This is a genomic window from Vibrio sp. A1-b2, from assembly GCF_021726015.1.
In the GTDB taxonomy this organism is placed as follows: Bacteria; Pseudomonadota; Gammaproteobacteria; order Enterobacterales; family Vibrionaceae; genus Vibrio; species Vibrio diazotrophicus.
Map to the genome: position 1 here is coordinate 122,208 of NZ_JAKKCI010000004.1, position 18,681 is coordinate 140,888.

The following is an 18,681-nucleotide window of genomic DNA, read 5'->3' on the forward strand; positions in this document are numbered from 1 at the left end:
TTTGTTTCATATTGTGTATTTGAGATTGAGATCTCGATCACTTACTCGATTAAAGTTTGCTCAAGTTCATATTTTTTTAGTCGAAAATTAAGTTCTCATTGATGTTTTACTCCATAAAGTTAGTCTAGTTGCATGAATGTACTCGTGCATTCAGAGTTTTTAGAGCGAAGTTAATCGCATTAAAGCTCGAAATATAAGTCTTCTCTTCGGCGGCCAACTTAAGAGAGACGAAACAAACAGCTATGTCTATTTTTAGGAGTTTTTCCATGGAAAAAGTATTTAAACGCACGCTTATCGGTGCGGCAGTCGCTATCGCTTCAACTTCGGCATTCGCAGAAGGCGAAACAGGTCAAATCGGCGTACTTTCAGATTTTAATGTTCAAGCATACGGTGTTGCGGCTATCTCTGCATTCTATCAAGAAGATGGTAATGGCTATGACTATGAGAACGAATCGCGTATTGGTTTCCGTGCTAGCAAAGATATGTTTGATAACGTTAACGTATTCATGCAAATCGAATCAGGTTATGTAGGCGAAGATGGTAAAGGTTCTACACTTGGTGCTCGTGACACTTTCTTAGGTTTGCAAGGTGACTGGGGTAAAGTTCGCTTCGGTCGTATGCTAACACCTCTATACGAAATCGTTGACTGGCCATACTCAAACCCAGGTCTAGGCCGTGTGTTTGACTGGGGCGGTGACGTTAAAGCTCACTATGACCGTAAAGGCGATATTGCACGCTATGATTCACCAGCATTTGGTGGTTTGACTTTTAATGCGTCTGTTGGTCGTGGTGATAAAGATGTAGATGGCTCGAACCACGTAGGTTTCGGTGTTCACTATAATGTTGCTGATATAGTGACATTACATGGTGGCTATGAGTCGAATTCAAAATACAATGGCACAGCCTTTGATTCAACAGCATACATTGTTGGTTTTGAACTGCCTCTACCTGCTGGTTTTGGTTTAGCTGGTGCTTACAAGTTTAGTGAAGGTGAGTCTAAAACTGTTGCTGGTCAGGAAGGTGAGCAGGGTCAATACTCTATCATCGGTCAATACTGGAACGGCCCATGGGGCGTGAAAGTAGGTTACGCGGCTAACCTAGATTCGGAAGTGGCTAGCACCAAGCAAAACGATGACGATGAAGTTTTGTCTGCTCAGTTAATGTATGTGAAGAACGGTTTTGTTCCTTACCTACGTGTGGGCCAACATGACGCTTACAACTCTGACGACAAGAAAGCATTTGTACGTATAGGTATGGAGTACGGCTTCTAATCGTAGCTAATTACCTTTCTTAATAAAAACGCCGGCCTAGTGCCGGTGTTTTACCTAGCTCCCAAGGATAATAAGTATGAAGAAAAATAAAACATCATTGATAATTTCAACTGTGTTGATTCTAAGTGGCTGCAGCACTTTAGATAGTTCTAGTACATTTGATGATGTCGCGAGCTCGGTCAAAGAGAGACATAACTATGTTCAGGTTGTCGCAAAAGAAATTATGCCGGATACCAAAGCGGTTACCGGTGCTGATGTTGTAAAATCTTCACTCTTCTATGTTGGCAATTATGCAAAAGAAGCCAATGCAGATGTAAAAGGGTCGTATGTTGATATGAGTGTTACAACATTTAAAAGCTACGACCGTTTCGATAACGTTACTGTGAGTAATGAAAGCAATTCTATTGTTGATTATCGCCCTGTAGCGGAAACTTGTACTGAGCATTGTACTGTTACCCAGTGGTTCCAATTCCCTTTGAGTGAAGAAAAAATATCCCAGTTCACAGGCGATGAAGTTGAGTTCACCTTAGCTTCTAAGACTGACAAGAATGTTGTGCAGTTCTCTGTGCCTAAAGCCTATTTTGAAGCGGTAAAAAATGAAGCGGCTTATGCAATGAGTAAACAACCTCAGCAAGTCGTTCCGGTCACCACGCTACCAGCCGAGATTAAGAGTCAATCTCAAGACATGGTTCAATACTGGTTCAATGAAGGTACCGCTGAAGAGCAAAAACAATTTGCAGACTGGGCGTTCAGCCAAAGAACGTCTGTCACGAACATGATTAAGACCGATAATAAGCCCATGGAAATGATGGCTTATTGGTATGACAAAGCAAGCAAGGCTGAGAAGTCAGAAATCTTAGCTTGGTTAATTCGTCAGGAGTAATTGCTATTTCGACTAATTAGAGGCATGGTTTAACCATGTCTTTTATTAGTAATAGTTGAACAATGAACATCAGTGAAGTCTCAAAAAAGACAGGTCTGACAGCTAAATCGATCAGACTGTATGAAGAAAAAGGGTTAATTAAACCGCCACATCGCTTGGACAATGGCTACCGAGATTATCATGACCAACATGTCGCCGATCTCAACCTGATTGCTCGATGTAAGGGTGTTGGTTTCAGTCTGGATGAGTGTAAAGCGATGCTCAACTTGGCCAATGACCCTGAAAGAAGTAGTTTCGCGGTGAAAGAAAAAGCACAGCAGAAGCTAAAAAATGTTGAGCAGAAGCTGAAAGAGCTGACCGTTATAAAACAGCAATTGGAACTATGGATTCAGGAATGCCCCGGTGATGAGGGGAGTGAATGTCCGATCATTGACGATTTGAAAGGACAATGCTGTAAAACGAAATAATGCAAGCCAACACATAAGCTGTAGGCTTGCATTTTTTGTTTTTAGACAAAGGTTTACTTTTGTTTAGATTGGTTCAACTTTCACGACAATACCATCTACATGGATAACTTTGACTCGCGTTCCTGCTTTTAGCGGCACATCGCATTCTGCTGTCCATGTGGTGTCACCCAGAATCAAGCGAAACTGACCGGCTTCAACATCCTGTTCAACAACCGAAGTTTTGCCGATGAGTTGCTTGTCTTTCTGATTAAGTTCTCTGTGCGCATCGTCTTCCTTGTCTGTAGAGAGTTGCTTCCTCCACCATAACCAGGTGGTGATTAATGAGAAACTCGCGAATGACATCCATTGCAGTTGCCAACCAATCGGTAGGAAAACGACAACAACTCCCACAATAAGCGCCGAGATCCCCAACCAAAGAAAATACCCTGCGGTTCCAATCAGTTCGACGGCTAACAGACATAAGCCAAGAGCTAACCAATGCCAATGGTTTAGCTGAGTTAAAAATTCAATCAAGAATCAGCCTCTTTTTTGTTGGTTTGTTTAAACATTTCGGCAATACCAGCCACGGAACCCATCAAGCCAGTTGCTTCTAGCGGAAGCATAATGATTTTGCCATTCTCTGCCTGACCGATAGCTTTTAGAGCGTCAGTATATCCTTGTGCAATGAAGTAGTTCACCGCTTGCATATCACCTTGTGCGATGGCTTGAGAGACCATTTCTGTCGCTCTTGCTTCTGCCTCAGCTGCACGCTCACGGGCCTCTGCCTGTAAGATGGCTGCCTGCTTTTCACCTTCCGCTTTTAGAATTTCAGATTGTTTTTGACCTTCTGCTTTCAATATTTCAGCTTGGCGAACACCTTCAGCTTCTAATATGGAGGCTCGTTTCATCCGTTCTGCCTTCATTTGCGCATTCATGGCTTCTGTCAAATCGGTTGGTGGCTGAACATCTTTGATTTCTATACGTGTGACTTTAACGCCCCAAGGGTTAGTTGCTTGGTCAACAATTGACAGCAGTTTAGTGTTGATCATATCTCGCTGACTGAGCATCTCATCAAGTTCCAAAGAACCCAGTACAGTACGCATGTTAGTCAAAGTCAGGTTACGAATCGCGTTTTCTAAATCGTTGACTTCATAAGCAGCTTTAGCGGCATCGATGACTTGAACAAAGCAGACCGCATCGATTACAACATTTGCGTTGTCTTTACTGATGACTTCCTGAGCTGGAATATCAAGCACTCGTTCCATCATATTGATTTTACGGCCAACTTGATCGATGAACGGAATAATGATGTTGAGCCCCGGCTTTAGGCTATGAGTGTAACGGCCAAAGCGTTCTACCGTCCAGTTGTTGCCTTGAGGTACGGTTTTAACTGCTGAAAAAATAAAAACAATTGCTAGAAAAACAAACACACCGATAGCAATGAGTGAATCAAAAGCCATAACACATGTCCTTAATAAGTTAATTATGTAAGAAGGGATGGAAACTCCCTAAATGCAGTGTGTGGTATAGAGAAGAATTGAACAATATTTAGGCATGGGTTTTGTAGTAAAGTTCAGAAAAAAGGCAGGTATTATTAACCTGCCTATCTATAGTGCTGACTAGTAAAGAAGTGAGTATAACTGACGGCGATATTTGCTTGCGATGCTATTGCCTTGGCCTATAGCACTGAGTATGTCCATAAATGTCTTTTTCATCTCTCCATCTAAGGTATTCAGATCCGATTTTAGGAATCGCCATAATAGTTCTAGGGCATCTTCATCTCGTTTAACTTGATGATACTGAGTGGCCAGTTCAACTGCGATTTTTGCATCTTGAGGGTTTTCTGATAATGCCGCTTCTAATGCTTGAATTTCTGGGCTGTTAGACGCTTGATCATGCAGCTCTAGTTTAGCCATTAAGCTTTTGTAGTAACCGTCTTGATATTCCAATGGGATGAATTCCAGCTCAGCTTTTGCCGCTTCTATCTGACCTGATTCAATAAAACAATCAGCAAGAGCAAGTTTTACATCGCCTTTACTTTTTAGTTCTTCTGGCAGTGAAAGAAGCAGAGGAAGAGCTTGTTGGTGTTGTTGTGCTTGCACCAGCTCTAATGCTTGGTTCAGCGTCATTTCGTCTTGGCTAGGTAAATGACGGTTAAGCATTTCTTTCACGACTTCAATTGGCTGAGGTCCACCGATACCATCAACAGGCTGACCATTGATAAATAAAGCGATAGTCGGTAAAGACTGAACACCAAATTGGGCAGCAATCTCTTGTTCATCCTGACAGTTCAGCATTGCTAGTGTAAATACACCATTGTATTGCTGAGTGAGTTGTTGCAGCGCCGGAATCATCTGCGCGCTTTCTTGGCTTATCGGCGCCCAAAAGTAAAATAGAATTGGAGTAGATGCTGAACTTTCGAGTACCTGACGAAAGTTTTGTTGATTAACGTCAACGATAAATGGTGACTGCATGGACATTCCTTTTCGCTCCTGAATCTTGAGCACTGTAGTATGTACTTTACATTGGGGCACTATGAAGAATTTCAAGCCACTAATTACAAGATGAAGGCTAGAATAGAGAAACAAAAACGCCACCTATTGGTGGCGTTTTTGTTGATATAGCAGGGTATTAGAGCGTCACAATTAAAATGAGTGCAATACAAATACCAAGCCAATTACACTGGTTTAATGTCATAGATGAACTCAACACACCTTACTCAATACAAATAATTTGCTTAATATCTGCGCAGTATCAATGGTAAATGTTGCGAATAAATGACAATTCTATTTTTAACAAAAAAGTTTTGATTAATTTCACGCCGCTTTGTAGAGCAATTTGTCCAACATCGCGCCGGGTAACACTCGCTTTAAAATTGCCGCAACTTTGGTTGGTGTTGTTACCCTATAACGTAATTTTGGCTTGGCAGACTCTAAAGCATGGATCAAAGGTTCTAAGCAGGCCTCTGGGGGAAGTACGAAACGATTATTGGAAGTCCCTTTAGCTAAACGAGCCAACTGAGCTTCATATTCAGAGTGATGAACACTCTCTTGTATGTTTATCCATTGTTTAAATGCTTGTAATGCATTTGCTCTAAATTCAGTTTCTATTGGTCCCGGTTCAATAATGCTAATTTTTATGTTGGTATGTCTTAACTCAAGACGGAGAGTATCTGTCCAACCTTCTAGAGCAAACTTCGAGGTATTATAAGCGCCTCTGTATTTCATGGCGGCAAAACCTAAGATCGAGCTGTTTTGTACAATGCGCCCATGTCCTTGTTGGCGAAAGTGAGGCAGTAGCGCTGTGGTTAGTGTATGCCAACCGAATAGGTTGGTTTCCAGCTGCTGGCGTAATGCTTGGGTCGGTAAATCTTCTAATGCACCTGGTTGACCATAGGCGCCGTTGTTAAATAAAGCGGAAAGCTTGTGGTTTGAAAGTTCAAGTGCTTGTTCTACCGCTTGTTTAATACTCGCTTCATCAGCCAGATCGAGTTGGATACAGGTTAGTCCTTCGTTGTTGAGCCTTTGTACATCTTGTTGTTTTCTGCAAGACGCAATCACTTGATACCCTCGTTTATGCAAGGCGTGAGCCGCCATATAACCTATGCCCGAAGAGCAACCTGTGATTAATATTGAATGCGTCATGAATATTCCTAAATAAAACTAATTGGCGTACTGAAGTAGGTTTTTTAGTGCGGGTTCAATGTGGGAAAACTGAAACTGGAACTCTAGCTCAGTCAGTTTTTTGGGCTTTGCACGCATGCTATCAATCAACAGTTCAGAAGCTTCACCCATGAGTAATTTTATCGCCCATTTAGGCGTGAATAAAAAGTGCGGGCGTTTAATTGCAGAGGCTAAACATTGGCTAAACAGTGCATTAGTTGCAGGGTGTGGAGCGCATAAGTTAAATGCACCTTGAGCATGCTCTGTCCTCAACAAGAACACAATAGCCTGCACCATGTCTGTCATATGTATCCAAGGGACATATTGTTGTCCAGAGCCAATAGGACCGCCTAATCCCAACTTATATGGTGGGAGCATTTTCTGTAGTGCGCCACCCGCGGGGGAAAGCACGACACCCGTTCTCAATAAGCATACTCTTGTCCTGTCTGATTGCGCTCTCAGAGCAATTTGTTCCCATTTGTCACACACTTGATGGGAAAAGCTTTGATGGTGGACATGCAGACTTTCGTCAAAAGGATGAGACTGTTGGTCTCCGTAATAACCGACGGCAGAGCCACTGATCAATACTGCTGGTGGTTTGGTGCTGGCATGAATCAGCGACACCAGTTGCTCGGTAATGTCCCACCGACTGCGGCATATGCGTAACTTTTGTTTTCGGCTCCAGCGTTTATTGGCAATGGGCTCGCCAGCCAAGTTGATTACTGCATCGAAATGATTGAGGTCTTGTAAATCAAGCAAAGAGTTAATGAAGTTGAGATTGCCACTCCGAATATGACTTAACTGACGCTTTGCATTTTCTGTGTTGCGCGTTAATACGGTTACTTGTTCGGTCATCAGTAGCTTTAACAATTCACGCCCGATAAAACCAGTTCCGCCAGTGATAAGTATATTCATAGCCTCTCCTTTGCTACCTAAGTATAGGCAGTATCTACAAGCTCATTCGCAGCACAGCTGTTGTTACCAGAGTACGAGATCCAGTGAGAACTTCCAATACACTGTTTTTACTTGTGATAATTTTTTACTCAGCCCTGTACCTAGGTCACACCAACTTTAGGGTTCTTTTGCCATGATGAGTCATAACAATTGTTATGGGGGAAATATGTCAGGATTGACAGCACTATTTAAAGCGATGTTAGCGAGTATGCGAGACCTGATGCCAATCGTGATGGTTATAGCCTTTTTTCAATTGTTTGTTTTACAAGATGTTCTACCTAATTTCTTAAGCGTTTTATTTGGACTGGTCCTTGTCGTTTTGGGGCTTACTTTTTTTATATTTGGTTTAGAAATGGGGCTGTTTCCGATAGGGGAATCGATGGCTCAAGCGTTTGCTCGCAAGGGTAGCGCATTCTGGCTGCTGGCATTTGCGTTTTGTCTTGGCTTCGGAACGACGATTGCTGAACCAGCACTTACCTCCATTGCAACAGAAGCCGCCAAAGTGGCCGCCGAAGGAGGGATGATTACACATTCAGAGCAAGAAATGGAAAGATACGCTAACGGACTTAGGCTAACCGTTGCTTTATCTGTGGGTATTGCCATTGTGATAGGAGTCATTCGCATCGTTAAAGGCTGGCCGATTCATTACATGATAGCGATAGGTTACATTGGAGTTGTGGTAATGACAGCTTTTGCTCCACCAAGCATCATCGGTATTGCCTACGATTCTGGTGGTGTCACTACTTCAACCATTACTGTCCCCTTAGTCACAGCGCTGGGGATTGGTCTTGCTTCTGCTATTAAAGGCAGAAATCCGATGCTTGATGGATTTGGTCTTATCGCGTTTGCCTCTCTATTGCCGATGATTTTTGTCATGGTATTCGGCATGGTGATGACATGATTTCACTTGGCACTTTTTATTCCACACTCATATCCACTCTTCAGGATGTCTTTCCGATAGCCGTGATCATTGCAGGCTTTCAATTTGTTGTTTTGCGTAAACCACTCGCGAACCCAATGAGAGTGTTAATCGGATTCGCCTATGTGATTTTGGGTCTTACTCTGTTCCTTCTAGGGCTGGAGTTTGCGTTATTTCCTTTAGGGAAAACCATGGCGATGCAATTAACCTCGCCCGACTTGCTGACCGAATACCGGTTGAGTATTGGCGAAAAATTGCAATGGGTTGATTACTACTGGGTATATTTGTTTGCTTTCAGCATTGGTTTTAGTACCACCATTGCTGAACCTTCGTTGATAGCCGTTGCTATCAAAGCAAATCAGGTATCAGGTGGTGCAATATCGGTCAATGGTTTGAGAATGGCTGTGGCGCTGGGTGTTGCGGTAGGTATTACCCTTGGCTGTTATCGGATTGTGGTCGGAGACCCCATTCATTACTACATTATCGCCGGGTACATTGTGGTGGTGATTCAGACCTTTTTCGCACCTCAACTGATTACCCCTTTAGCTTATGACTCTGGAGGTGTAACGACTTCCACTGTAACCGTCCCGATTGTTGCAGCATTGGGACTTGGGCTGGCTTCGACAGTTCCAGGACGAAATCCGATGATTGATGGTTTTGGTCTTATCGCATTTGCCAGCTTATTTCCTATTATTTCGGTAATGGGATATGCACAAATTACTCAGTGGCTTAATCGAAAATCTGAGTGCACAGATGCAACTAGAAAGGAGAAAGACAATGCGGTTTAAGTTAATTCTGGCATTTGTCGAAGATGCAAAAACGGACTTAGTGCTTGATGCCGCAAGAGAAGCGGGGGCAACTGGCGCTACGGTTATTAATAACGCGCGAGGTGAAGGTTTAAATAAGAAGCGAACGTTTTTTGGTTTGACTTTAGAAGTTCAAAAAGACGTTATCTTGTTAGTTGTTGAAGAGCATTTAGCTCGGCATATCCTCGAAACAATCAATGAAGTGGGCGAATTTGATGCGACTTCAGGGCAGGGCATAGCTATTCAAATTGATATTGAAGATGCCGTAGGTGTAGCGCATCAGGTTGAACGTTTAACGAAAGTGGTGGAGGAAAATCTATGAATCGAGAAGACAAAGTTCGCGTCAGAGATGTTATGGCGGGCACGTATGTAATGGTTGATGGATTGACCACGGTATTTGAAGGTATATGCCTTGCTAAAAAGCATCAGGTGAAAGCCCTTATCGTCGATAAACGCCATGAAGATGATGAGTATGGAATTGTGCTGATGAATGACATCGCCAAAAAAGTTCTGGCGAAGAATCGCTCGCCTAAGCGAACCAATATTTATGAAATTATGACCAAACCAGCGCTGTCTGTTTCGCCAGATATGAATGTGAAATATTGCGCGCGCCTGTTTGAACGCTTTGGTATAAGTCGAGCGCCAGTCATTGACGGAGGGAGAATCATTGGCATGGTGAGTTATAACAATATTGTGGTGAATGGCATGGTAAGAGATGACGACTAGTTGCTAAACCATTAAACTTATGTGGTTTTTGCTATGAGGTCTACGATGAAACTGTTTTTTGCTTCCGATTTGCACGGTTCTCTTCCTGCAACTGAAAGAGTCTTGTCTTTGTTTGAGCAATCAGAGGCGACAACGCTCGTCTTGCTAGGAGACCTTTTAAATCATGGACCTCGTAACCCGATACCTGAAGGATACAACCCAGCAGCTGTAGCGGAGCGACTTAATCACTATGCTGACAAAATAGTAGCCGTACGAGGTAACTGTGATAGTGAAGTTGACCAGATGTTGCTGTCATTTCCGATGATGTCTGACTACGCATGGGTGATACTTGAATCTGGACAAAGAATCTTCCTCACTCACGGCCATCTTTACAACCAAGAAAATTGCCCTGCGATGGGGCAACGTGACATTCTGGCTCACGGACATACCCATATTCCATTTGCTCACGAGTGGGAAAAAGGCTTTTTCTTCAATCCGGGATCAGTAACTTTCCCAAGAAATGGCTTTGCACCCAGCTATGGATTATTCGAAGAAAACCAGCTTATGGTTAAGTCTCTTGATGGTGGTGAAGTGATTGCTCAAGCAGACATTTCAAAAGAAACTGTTGACCCGTCCTGATATGGTTTGAAATAAAAGAAGAGCTCAAATGAGCTCTTCTTTTATTTTCTGTCTGAGTGGCCTAAGTCACGTTCAGGATCAATAAGATCTCTAACGCGCTGTTTTAACTCTTTTGCTTCTGGGAAACCGCCATCTTTCTTGCGTTCCCAGATCTGTACCCCGTTACAGAAAATCTCATATCTGCCGCCTGTATCTGGGTGGAGCGATACGGTTTCAATTTCTTCACTGAATGTGTGCAAAAGCTCTTGGCTTATCCAAGTTGCTCTTAGCATCCAGTTACATTGGCGACAGTAAAAAATGTCTATTTTTGCTTTGTCCATATGTTCCTTAGTTGCTGAACAGTACGGTTGAACCGTGGTTCAAGCTTGTTAGCAGCAAAGTCTTGTTATTGACAATATCAACACGTCGGCTTTGCTGAGCTTCCATTTTGAAAAACTGCGTTGCCAATTCAAGTTCTTCTTTGGTGAATTCTTGGTTCTGGCTTTGTGAAACATTCCTAAACTTAGTTGGCGAAACCAATAAGTAGTTATCGCTGACATCCCACTTACCTGTTTCCGAGATATTCATGATGTTCTGCGGGTCATCATTGTTTGCATATAAAATTACATTAGACACACGCACATAGGTACCATTAGGTAAATATTTCACATTTGAAGAAATATCGACGCGACGTAATGGGCCTATAGGCTGATGAGTGGTTGTGTTCTCAATCAAAGTGACCGTTTCTGATTGCCACTCTCTTGAAGATAATTCCTGTTCAATTTTTAAATCACTTCCCCAATAGAGCCAACTGCTGAATGCTACTGAAACAATGCTCATCACTACCGCAATTCTTCTAATCATGATGACTTACCTCGCTGGCAAACTTTGTTTATTTCATCTTGATTCGCCACAATTTTTAACGTGATGTTGGCTGATGAATACTCAGGTTTATGGATGTAATTCAAAGTCAGCACATCATTGTATCCGCCAGTTGCAATAACTTTATCGAGAGCAAATTCGCCTTGGTACAGGGTTATGTATTGATTGATACACAGTTCGATAGAAGGTAACCATTCCGTTATGTCAGGGTGGTTTTGGGGCGTGTCTACCACGACACCTTGGTAGCTCGCGAGCCTTCTGAATTCGGACTGAGTAGGATTAGTAAACATCACTGCAAATATTGGTAGCAGCACTGAGAATAAGAACAACAGCTTAGTCACTAGATCAATCGATTGCTTAGGCGTAACAGGTTGCTGTGCAGCTGCAGTTACTTCGTCATCATGAGATACACTATTGTCTGTCTCCATATGTGTTACAACTTCAAGCTGAGCAGCTTGATCTGAAACATCACTACGGTTTTCTTGTCCATCCCACTCAAGATTTTCTGGTTCGTTGACATCAGCACTTACGTCGAACTCGGAAATATCTGTGACTGTAGAAATTAATTGATACCCACGCTTAGGCACAGTTTTCACAAACTGTGGCGACTTAGTGGAATCCTTAAGCTGTTTACGCAGGGTAGAGATAGCTTGAGTTAAGCTGGAATCATCTACTTCAAAGCCTTGTTCTCTCCAGACGAAATCATACAGTTCGTTACGAGAAACGACTTCATTTGGGCGCTGGCAGAATAGAAGTAGTATTCGACTTTCATTGCTGCCCAAACGAACAAGTTCATCGTCAAAAATATTATCAATCAGAGTGTTGCTGATTGAATCGAAAGTAAATCTGTCTCCGAGAAGAAATTTATTGCCTATGCCCGTCATCGATATCTTCTTCATTTATTTTTAGAGTCTTAAATCACGGCTAACTGGAGGATAGTTTCCATGCTAACGAGTTAAGGAGGAGTTAAGACTGCAATGAATATTTATCTTCCTTGATATAAAACTGTGCCAAGCATAATCAATAAAAATAAAAAAAACAGTGTTTTTTGGCCATGCTGACCTTGAATTTACATTCGCCGACCCTACTTATTTAGCAAATTGGTTATCTTTCTAGTCTGGCTAATTTTTGTGCAATGTGACTGGAAATCTCTAATGTGATGTTATGGAGCTAAAATGAGCGAAACAACGACAGCAAATAAAGAAACACGTGGCTTTCAATCGGAAGTGAAGCAACTACTTCATCTTATGATTCACTCTTTGTATTCAAACAAAGAGATCTTCCTACGTGAGTTGATTTCTAATGCTTCAGATGCTGCAGATAAGTTGCGTTTTCAAGCATTATCAAATCCAGATCTTTACCAAGGTGATGCAGATCTTGGCGTTAAACTGTCATTCGACAAAGAGACAAAAACGATAACGATCTCTGATAACGGTATCGGTATGACTCGCGAGAACGTGATTGAGCATTTAGGTACTATCGCGAAATCCGGTACGGCGGAGTTTTTCTCTAAGCTTTCTGAAGAGCAAACCAAAGATTCTCAGTTGATCGGTCAATTCGGTGTTGGTTTTTACTCTGCATTTATTGTTGCTGATGCGGTAACGGTTCGCACTCGTGCTGCTGGAGTAGCAAGTAGTGAAGCGGTTCAATGGCATTCGAAAGGTGAAGGTGAGTACACGGTTGAGTCAATTGAAAAGGCAAGTCGTGGTACGGATATCATTCTTCATCTTCGCGAAGAAGGTGAGGAGTTCCTTTCTGAATGGCGTCTTCGCGATGTGATTTCAAAATACTCTGATCATATCGGTATTCCCGTCTTTATTCAGACTGAAGAGCGTGATGACGAAGGTAAAGAGACAGGCAACAAGAAGTGGGAACAAATCAACAAGGCGCAAGCACTTTGGACTCGCAGCAAATCTGATATCACAGATGAAGAGTATCAAGAGTTCTACAGACATGTATCTCATGATTTCGCTGAACCACTCGTTTGGAGCCACAATAAGGTTGAAGGTAAGAACGATTACACCAGCTTGTTGTATATTCCTTCTAAAGCGCCTTGGGACATGATGAACCGCGACCATAAGTCCGGTCTGAAACTGTACGTCCAACGTGTGTTTATCATGGATGACGCAGAGCAATTTATGCCGTCTTACCTACGTTTTGTTCGTGGTTTGATAGATTCAAATGATCTGCCGCTAAACGTTTCACGCGAAATCCTGCAAGATAACAAGGTTACTCAATCTTTACGTAATGCATGTACTAAGCGTGTACTTACTATGCTTGAACGTATGGCAAGTAATGATGCCGAGAAATATCAGTCTTTCTGGAAGCAGTTTGGCCTTGTGATGAAAGAAGGCCCTGCTGAGGACATGGCAAATAAAGAGAAAATTGCCGGCCTACTGCGTTTTGCTTCGACAGAAGTGGATTCTTCAGAGCAAACTATTGGCCTTGCTTCTTATGTTGAACGAATGAAAGAAGGTCAAGACAAAATCTACTACTTGACGGCGGACAGCTATGCGGCAGCTAAGAATAGCCCACACTTAGAACAATTTAAGTCTAAGGGTATCGAAGTTATTCTGATGTACGATCGCATTGATGAGTGGTTGATGAACTACTTAACAGAGTTTGATGGTAAGCAGTTCCAGTCAATCACTAAAGCGGGTCTAGACCTAAGTAAGTTCGAAGACGAAGCAGAAAAAGAGAAGCATAAAGAGACGGAACAAGAGTTCAAGTCAGTTGTGGAGCGTATTAAAGGCTACTTGGGTGACCGAGTGAAAGATGTGCGCACTACATTCAAGCTTGCGACTACTCCTGCGGTTGTTGTAACAGATGATTTCGAAATGGGTACGCAAATGGCGAAGCTTTTGGAAGCGGCCGGTCAGGCTGTGCCAGAAGTTAAGTACATCTTCGAGATCAATCCTGACCACGCTTTGGTTAAGATGATGTCTGACGAGCCAGATGAAGAAGCATTTGGACGCTGGGTGGAAGTGTTACTGGGTCAAGCAATGTTGGCTGAGCGCGGCTCTATGGCTGATCCTTCTCAGTTCTTGACGGCTATGAACAAACTTCTGACTAAGGTTTAATAATCTTAATGAACAAAAAGCTCGCGAAATGCGGGCTTTTTTATTGAAAAGTGAGCTAACGTCGTTTATTTGTGTCGATTTGTGTTAAACAAGCTCGAGGTTTGAGTGCCTAGTTGCATTCTTTAGTCTTAGATTCGCCTGAGAGACAAATTTATGTGATAGAATGCGAAGCTTGAATATGGTTATCAACGCGTGTATTTTGCACGCCAGCTTGCATTCGCTAGCTGTATCAACTGTTATACCGAAACTTACCGTTCCCCTATCAAGGATGTTCCTCAAGAGGATCTTGCCCTAAAGGATATAGTGAGCTTCGGTATAAATATTATTTTCTAAAGAGGATTAAACATGCGCATCATTCTTCTAGGTGCTCCAGGTGCTGGTAAAGGTACACAGGCTCAATTCATCATGGAGAAGTTCGGTATTCCACAAATTTCTACTGGTGACATGCTACGTGCCGCTATCAAAGCAGGTACAGAACTTGGTAAACAAGCTAAATCTGTTATCGATGCTGGTCAGCTAGTTTCTGATGAAATCATTCTTGGTCTAATCAAAGAGCGTATCGCGCAAGATGATTGCGAGAAAGGCTTCTTGTTGGACGGTTTTCCACGCACTATCCCTCAGGCTGATGGCCTAAAAGAAATGGGTATCGATGTTGACTACGTGATTGAATTTGACGTAGCTGACGATGTAATCGTTGAGCGTATGGCTGGTCGTCGTGCTCACCTTGCTTCTGGCCGTACTTACCACGTAGTGTACAACCCGCCAAAAGTTGAAGGTAAAGATGACGTAACTGGTGAAGATCTTGTTGTTCGTGATGACGATAAAGAAGAAACAGTACGTGCACGTCTAGGTGTATACCACAACCAAACAGCGCCACTTATCGAGTACTACGGTAAAGAAGCTGCAGCGGGTAACACTAAGTACCTGAAATTTGACGGTACTAAGCAAGTTGCTGAAGTTAGTGCTGATATCGAAAAAGCATTAGCTTAATAGATAATACCTATTATCAAAATTTTTAATAATTTTGTTATAGTTAAGCGGCCGAAAGGTCGCTTTTTTTATACCCAAACGACTTGAAGCTACAGCAGTGTTATCTACGTACATTCGAGTAAATGCATCTCAAGTTAATTGGGGTATACACCCATTTTCTTTAAGTCTTAAGCCGGAATACTAGAAATAGACAAAAGGACGCTATGAAAACTATAAAAAAACAAGGTGTCTTGTTAGCCAACTTAGGTACACCTCAAGCTCCCACAGCCGTTGAAGTTAAACGCTTTTTGGCTGAATTTCTTCATGACAAACGTGTTGTCGATATGAGTCGCTGGTTGTGGTGTCCGCTTCTGCACGGAATCATTCTTCCGATTCGCTCTCCTAAAGTAGCAAAGCTGTATCAGTCGATATGGTTTGATGGTGGCTCACCTTTGATGGTGTACTCACAGCAACAACGTGACAAGCTGCAATCATTGCTGGATATTCCTGTTGAGTTAGGAATGACTTACGGCGAACCAAGTCTAAGTAGTGGCTTAGATAAACTTCTGCAACAAGGCGTTGAAGAGGTTACTGTTCTTCCGTTATATCCTCAGTATTCATCGTCAACGACAGCTGCTGTCTTTGATGCGCTGGCAAAAGCGATAAAAGGCATCCCAACCATGCCTCAGCTTACGTTTGTCCGTGATTACTACAGTCACCCTCTCTACATACAAGCGCTCGCGAGCAGCGTTCGCGCATCATGGGAACAAAATGGTCAAGGAGACTTATTAGTTTGTTCCTACCACGGTATTCCTAAGCGATACGCCGATAATGGTGATGTTTATCCTCTGCATTGTGAAGAAACGACTCGCCTTCTTGCAAAAGAGCTGGGGTTAGCTGAAGAAAAAGTACTGATGACTTACCAATCTCAGTTTGGTAAGGAAGAGTGGTTACAGCCATACACCGACAAAACGATGGAATCACTGCCTGAAAAGGGTATTAAGAAGCTTGATATCATCTGTCCGGCATTTTCTGTCGATTGTTTGGAAACTCTTGAGGAAATAGCAGGAGAAAACAAAGCGCTGTTTATAGAAGCTGGTGGTGAGACGTTTAATTACATTCCATGTCTGAATGCAGATGATGCTCACATTGAGATGATGAAAGCACTTGTAACGAACTAAGTTCGAATGTTTCGAGAAACAAAAAGGACCACATCAAGTGGTCCTTTTTACTATTCAAACAGTATTAAGCTGGTTGTACTTCAGCTTGCTTCTCGTCAGCTTCAGTCTCAACATAGCCTTCTGCTCCGTGCATCCAAAATACTAGCTTGTTTGCAAACAGCAGTAGAATGACACCAGAGACAGTTGCAGTAACCGCAATACCACTGAAGATGGCCATTGCGCCTAACTCACCGACATGAGAGCCAACATAGCCAGCAACGTAGTTTGCAATCGCGTTACAACCAAACCATGCACCCATCATTAATGATGCAAGACGTAGTGGAGCCAGCTTAGTTACTAGTGATAAACCGATTGGAGATAAACACAGTTCGCCCAAGGTATGGAAGAAAAATGCACCCACTAACCAAAGCATCGATGTTTTAACTGTGGTGTCTCCGCCTTGTTGCAGTACCGCACCAACCATACATAGGAACCCAAGCGCTAAGAAGAACATCGCAAGAGCAAATTTAACGGGAGAGTTAGGTTCACGTTTGCCCAGTTTTACCCAGAAAACAGCTAGTACGGGTGCTAGAGTAATAATAAAGAATGGGTTAAGTGACTGGAACCAAGCCGCAGGTATTTCAAAGCTACCAATCATACGATCGGTGTATTGCTGGGTGTAGATGTTCATCAGACCACCGGCTTGTTCAAAGCCAGCCCAGAACACTATGGTAAACAGACTCATGATTAAGATGACTTTAATACGGTCAAATTCTTCTTTCGTAAGCGGCTGCTTAGTCTGAGACTTGTTTTTTTCCATTGCACGTTTAGCAGCTGGCACTCTACCGATATCACCAAGCCAAGATTGAGCAAGAGAGATTTGCATTACTAAACTGATAAGCATGCCGATACCTGCCGCGACAAAACCTGCTTTCCAACCGAAAGAGTTTGTTACTGAGCCTGCGACAACACCAGCAAGTAGAGCACCAATGTTGATACCCATATAGAAAATGGTAAAAGCACCATCACGACGATGGTCGCCTTCTTGGTATAAGTCACCAACCATTGTTGAAATATTTGGCTTAAACAGGCCGTTCCCAGCAATCAGCAGCCCAAGACCAAGGTAAAAAGAGTGCATTGGTGAAATACCAATCGCCTCAGCTGGCATTGCTAGGGTGAACTGACCAATCGCCATCAATGCACCACCGATCAGAATTGAACGGCGTTGACCAAGATAGTTATCCGCTAGGTAGCCGCCGATAAGTGGAGTGATGTATACCAAGCCAGTATAGATACCGTAAAGATCGAGAGCGTCTTTTGTTGACCAACCCATACCTCCGTTAAGAGTCGCGTCAGTCAAGTAAAGAACTAGAATCGCTCTCATTGCATAGTAGGAGAAACGTTCCCAAAGCTCTGTGCTAAATAAAAGGAATAAGCCACGTGGGTGACCAAAAATTTGTTGTTGGTTTTGCATATTAGATACTAAAGTCATCATTATATTTTTAGTGGCCGATAGATATACATTGGTCATTAAGATATTTCAAATGATTTAATTTTGTAAATTAGTATGTTTGTTGGGCTTTCTCTCTGGTTGGTGTTATTAATTCAGGATATTTGAAAAAGCTATCATTTGTGAAAACTAATTTTGCGCTGGGGGTCTTTAGTCAGGAGTAGTGCTTGTTATCTCGTCAACTGAGAGAGGAGGTGTGATTGTTTGCGTCTTTAATCATGACTATACATAGTCATAGTGATAGCATTGCCAAAAAAATTATTGGTTAAGAATATGAAACGTTGGTATCTACTTTATTGTAAACGAGGTGAGCAGCTTAGAGCGAAAGCTCATCTGGAAAATCAAGGCGTTGAGTGTTATTACCCGGAAGTCACGATAGAAAAAATCATGCGAGGAAAGCGTCAATCAGTGAAAGAACCGCTTTTTCCTTGTTATATGTTCGTGCGTTTTGATTTTGAAGCAGGCCCCACTTTTACCACGGTTCGATCAACTCGAGGAGTGGCTGATTTTGTCCGCTTTGGTAGTCAACCTAAAGAGTTACAGGGTGATCTGATTTATGAACTTAAACAGATGGATACCAGTGAGCAAAGTTTGACTGCGTCTAAAGTACCTACGCAAGGACAAGTTATGAAAGTGACAGGCGGTCAATTTTCCGGAATAGAAGCCATTTATCAAGAATCGGATGGGGAAACTCGATCATTAATGCTGATTAAACTCATCAACCAACCAGTAGTGATGAGTATTGATAACAAAGATTTAGATCTTAAGTAAAGTTACTCAGCATGTTCATACAACAAAAAGGCGCTCTAGGCGCCT

General features: G+C 42.5%; 21 protein-coding genes. 12 read left to right on the top strand and 9 right to left on the bottom strand.

Features of this window, described 5'->3' with window-relative positions; all coding sequences use genetic code 11:
• The first annotated feature begins 266 nt into the window (after positions 1-266).
• The 3 genes from chiP (at position 267) to cueR (ending at position 2,621) form a co-directional block, all read left to right on the top strand.
• The gene (chiP, locus tag L3V23_RS10680; protein ID WP_042486426.1) at positions 267-1,271 is read left to right on the top strand and encodes a chitoporin; all 1,005 of its coding nucleotides are present in this window, start codon (positions 267-269) and stop codon (positions 1,269-1,271) included.
• A gap of 76 nt (positions 1,272-1,347) precedes the next feature.
• The gene (locus L3V23_RS10685; RefSeq protein ID WP_237292322.1) at positions 1,348-2,154 is read left to right on the top strand and encodes a hypothetical protein; all 807 of its coding nucleotides are present in this window, start codon (positions 1,348-1,350) and stop codon (positions 2,152-2,154) included.
• A gap of 62 nt (positions 2,155-2,216) precedes the next feature.
• Positions 2,217-2,621: a Cu(I)-responsive transcriptional regulator gene (gene cueR / locus L3V23_RS10690; RefSeq protein WP_237292323.1), complete on the top strand. Its 405-nt coding sequence runs from the start codon at positions 2,217-2,219 to the stop codon at positions 2,619-2,621.
• A 63-nt stretch (positions 2,622-2,684) separates the two neighbouring features.
• Here cueR and L3V23_RS10695 read toward each other — a convergent pair whose 3' ends face one another.
• The 5 genes from L3V23_RS10695 to L3V23_RS10715 form a co-directional block, all read right to left on the bottom strand.
• Complete coding sequence (locus L3V23_RS10695; RefSeq protein ID WP_042486418.1) at positions 2,685-3,134, bottom strand: NfeD family protein; 450 nt, start codon at positions 3,132-3,134, stop codon at positions 2,685-2,687.
• Complete coding sequence (locus L3V23_RS10700) at positions 3,131-4,060, bottom strand: SPFH domain-containing protein (RefSeq protein ID WP_102962772.1); 930 nt, start codon at positions 4,058-4,060, stop codon at positions 3,131-3,133. The genes L3V23_RS10695 and L3V23_RS10700 overlap by 4 nt, the downstream gene beginning before the upstream one ends.
• Positions 4,061-4,219: 159 nt before the next feature.
• Entirely contained in the window at positions 4,220-5,074 is an 855-nt protein-coding gene (locus L3V23_RS10705) for a co-chaperone YbbN (protein WP_102986587.1), read from the bottom strand.
• Positions 5,075-5,416: 342 nt separating this feature from the next.
• A complete protein-coding gene (locus tag L3V23_RS10710; protein WP_237292324.1) occupies positions 5,417-6,244 on the bottom strand; it encodes an SDR family oxidoreductase in 828 nt (275 codons plus the stop codon).
• Positions 6,245-6,262: 18 nt separating this feature from the next.
• Positions 6,263-7,177, bottom strand: a complete 915-nt coding sequence (locus L3V23_RS10715) for a TIGR01777 family oxidoreductase (RefSeq protein WP_102965414.1) — start codon at positions 7,175-7,177, stop codon at positions 6,263-6,265.
• 205 nt (positions 7,178-7,382) lie between these two features.
• On the opposite strand from L3V23_RS10715, the gene L3V23_RS10720 reads away from it, so the two are divergent.
• From L3V23_RS10720 to yfcE, 5 genes are read left to right on the top strand one after another with little or no spacing between them, the layout of a single operon-like run.
• A complete protein-coding gene (locus L3V23_RS10720) occupies positions 7,383-8,117 on the top strand; it encodes a DUF1538 domain-containing protein (RefSeq protein ID WP_042486403.1) in 735 nt (244 codons plus the stop codon).
• Positions 8,114-8,923, top strand: a complete 810-nt coding sequence (locus L3V23_RS10725) for a DUF1538 domain-containing protein (protein WP_102965415.1) — start codon at positions 8,114-8,116, stop codon at positions 8,921-8,923. The genes L3V23_RS10720 and L3V23_RS10725 overlap by 4 nt, the downstream gene beginning before the upstream one ends.
• The gene (locus tag L3V23_RS10730) at positions 8,913-9,263 is read left to right on the top strand and encodes a P-II family nitrogen regulator (protein WP_042486396.1); all 351 of its coding nucleotides are present in this window, start codon (positions 8,913-8,915) and stop codon (positions 9,261-9,263) included. The genes L3V23_RS10725 and L3V23_RS10730 overlap by 11 nt, the downstream gene beginning before the upstream one ends.
• Complete coding sequence (locus L3V23_RS10735; protein ID WP_042486393.1) at positions 9,260-9,667, top strand: CBS domain-containing protein; 408 nt, start codon at positions 9,260-9,262, stop codon at positions 9,665-9,667. The genes L3V23_RS10730 and L3V23_RS10735 overlap by 4 nt, the downstream gene beginning before the upstream one ends.
• Before the next feature lie 45 nt (positions 9,668-9,712).
• Positions 9,713-10,285, top strand: coding sequence for a phosphodiesterase (yfcE, locus tag L3V23_RS10740; RefSeq protein WP_237292325.1), 573 nt, complete (start codon positions 9,713-9,715; stop codon positions 10,283-10,285).
• Positions 10,286-10,326: 41 nt separating this feature from the next.
• Here the strand turns inward: yfcE and L3V23_RS10745 are convergent, their stop codons facing one another.
• From L3V23_RS10745 to L3V23_RS10755, 3 genes are read right to left on the bottom strand one after another with little or no spacing between them, the layout of a single operon-like run.
• On the bottom strand, positions 10,327-10,605 hold the full coding sequence (locus tag L3V23_RS10745; RefSeq protein WP_102953763.1) for a SelT/SelW/SelH family protein: 279 nt from the start codon (positions 10,603-10,605) through the stop codon (positions 10,327-10,329).
• A gap of 7 nt (positions 10,606-10,612) precedes the next feature.
• Positions 10,613-11,128, bottom strand: a complete 516-nt coding sequence (locus L3V23_RS10750) for a regulatory protein ToxS (protein WP_042486386.1) — start codon at positions 11,126-11,128, stop codon at positions 10,613-10,615.
• On the bottom strand, positions 11,125-12,030 hold the full coding sequence (locus L3V23_RS10755; protein ID WP_102965418.1) for a transcriptional regulator: 906 nt from the start codon (positions 12,028-12,030) through the stop codon (positions 11,125-11,127). Before L3V23_RS10755 ends, L3V23_RS10750 begins: the two co-directional genes overlap by 4 nt.
• Before the next feature lie 291 nt (positions 12,031-12,321).
• On the opposite strand from L3V23_RS10755, the gene htpG reads away from it, so the two are divergent.
• The 3 genes from htpG to hemH all read left to right on the top strand — a co-directional run bounded on the left by htpG (position 12,322) and on the right by hemH (position 16,376).
• Positions 12,322-14,226: a molecular chaperone HtpG gene (htpG, locus tag L3V23_RS10760; protein WP_102965419.1), complete on the top strand. Its 1,905-nt coding sequence runs from the start codon at positions 12,322-12,324 to the stop codon at positions 14,224-14,226.
• A gap of 345 nt (positions 14,227-14,571) precedes the next feature.
• Positions 14,572-15,216 (top strand): adenylate kinase, encoded by a 645-nt coding sequence (gene adk / locus L3V23_RS10765; RefSeq protein WP_042486378.1) that lies wholly within the window; start codon positions 14,572-14,574, stop codon positions 15,214-15,216.
• A 203-nt stretch (positions 15,217-15,419) separates the two neighbouring features.
• Positions 15,420-16,376: a ferrochelatase gene (gene hemH, locus L3V23_RS10770; RefSeq protein WP_102965420.1), complete on the top strand. Its 957-nt coding sequence runs from the start codon at positions 15,420-15,422 to the stop codon at positions 16,374-16,376.
• A gap of 64 nt (positions 16,377-16,440) precedes the next feature.
• On the opposite strand, the gene L3V23_RS10775 is transcribed toward hemH, so the two are convergent.
• Positions 16,441-17,829, bottom strand: coding sequence for a peptide MFS transporter (locus L3V23_RS10775; RefSeq protein WP_102962763.1), 1,389 nt, complete (start codon positions 17,827-17,829; stop codon positions 16,441-16,443).
• 309 nt (positions 17,830-18,138) lie between these two features.
• On the opposite strand from L3V23_RS10775, the gene rfaH reads away from it, so the two are divergent.
• The gene (gene rfaH, locus L3V23_RS10780) at positions 18,139-18,636 is read left to right on the top strand and encodes a transcription/translation regulatory transformer protein RfaH (RefSeq protein ID WP_042486358.1); all 498 of its coding nucleotides are present in this window, start codon (positions 18,139-18,141) and stop codon (positions 18,634-18,636) included.
• Positions 18,637-18,681: the final 45 nt, after the last annotated feature.

What these genes read in the sequence shown, in the direction of transcription:
- chiP (WP_042486426.1), top strand. Translation starts at nt 267, where the DNA reads ATGGAAAAAGTATTTAAACGCACGCTTATCGGTGCGGCAGTCGCTATC.
- L3V23_RS10685 (WP_237292322.1), top strand. Translation starts at nt 1,348, where the DNA reads ATGAAGAAAAATAAAACATCATTGATAATTTCAACTGTGTTGATTCTA.
- cueR (WP_237292323.1), top strand. Translation starts at nt 2,217, where the DNA reads ATGAACATCAGTGAAGTCTCAAAAAAGACAGGTCTGACAGCTAAATCG.
- L3V23_RS10700 (WP_102962772.1), bottom strand. Translation starts at nt 4,060, where the DNA reads ATGGCTTTTGATTCACTCATTGCTATCGGTGTGTTTGTTTTTCTAGCA.
- L3V23_RS10705 (WP_102986587.1), bottom strand. Translation starts at nt 5,074, where the DNA reads ATGCAGTCACCATTTATCGTTGACGTTAATCAACAAAACTTTCGTCAG.
- L3V23_RS10710 (WP_237292324.1), bottom strand. Translation starts at nt 6,244, where the DNA reads ATGACGCATTCAATATTAATCACAGGTTGCTCTTCGGGCATAGGTTAT.
- L3V23_RS10715 (WP_102965414.1), bottom strand. Translation starts at nt 7,177, where the DNA reads ATGAATATACTTATCACTGGCGGAACTGGTTTTATCGGGCGTGAATTG.
- L3V23_RS10720 (WP_042486403.1), top strand. Translation starts at nt 7,383, where the DNA reads ATGTCAGGATTGACAGCACTATTTAAAGCGATGTTAGCGAGTATGCGA.
- L3V23_RS10725 (WP_102965415.1), top strand. Translation starts at nt 8,114, where the DNA reads ATGATTTCACTTGGCACTTTTTATTCCACACTCATATCCACTCTTCAG.
- L3V23_RS10730 (WP_042486396.1), top strand. Translation starts at nt 8,913, where the DNA reads ATGCGGTTTAAGTTAATTCTGGCATTTGTCGAAGATGCAAAAACGGAC.
- L3V23_RS10735 (WP_042486393.1), top strand. Translation starts at nt 9,260, where the DNA reads ATGAATCGAGAAGACAAAGTTCGCGTCAGAGATGTTATGGCGGGCACG.
- yfcE (WP_237292325.1), top strand. Translation starts at nt 9,713, where the DNA reads ATGAAACTGTTTTTTGCTTCCGATTTGCACGGTTCTCTTCCTGCAACT.
- L3V23_RS10745 (WP_102953763.1), bottom strand. Translation starts at nt 10,605, where the DNA reads ATGGACAAAGCAAAAATAGACATTTTTTACTGTCGCCAATGTAACTGG.
- L3V23_RS10750 (WP_042486386.1), bottom strand. Translation starts at nt 11,128, where the DNA reads ATGATTAGAAGAATTGCGGTAGTGATGAGCATTGTTTCAGTAGCATTC.
- L3V23_RS10755 (WP_102965418.1), bottom strand. Translation starts at nt 12,030, where the DNA reads ATGACGGGCATAGGCAATAAATTTCTTCTCGGAGACAGATTTACTTTC.
- htpG (WP_102965419.1), top strand. Translation starts at nt 12,322, where the DNA reads ATGAGCGAAACAACGACAGCAAATAAAGAAACACGTGGCTTTCAATCG.
- adk (WP_042486378.1), top strand. Translation starts at nt 14,572, where the DNA reads ATGCGCATCATTCTTCTAGGTGCTCCAGGTGCTGGTAAAGGTACACAG.
- hemH (WP_102965420.1), top strand. Translation starts at nt 15,420, where the DNA reads ATGAAAACTATAAAAAAACAAGGTGTCTTGTTAGCCAACTTAGGTACA.
- L3V23_RS10775 (WP_102962763.1), bottom strand. Translation starts at nt 17,829, where the DNA reads ATGCAAAACCAACAACAAATTTTTGGTCACCCACGTGGCTTATTCCTT.
- rfaH (WP_042486358.1), top strand. Translation starts at nt 18,139, where the DNA reads ATGAAACGTTGGTATCTACTTTATTGTAAACGAGGTGAGCAGCTTAGA.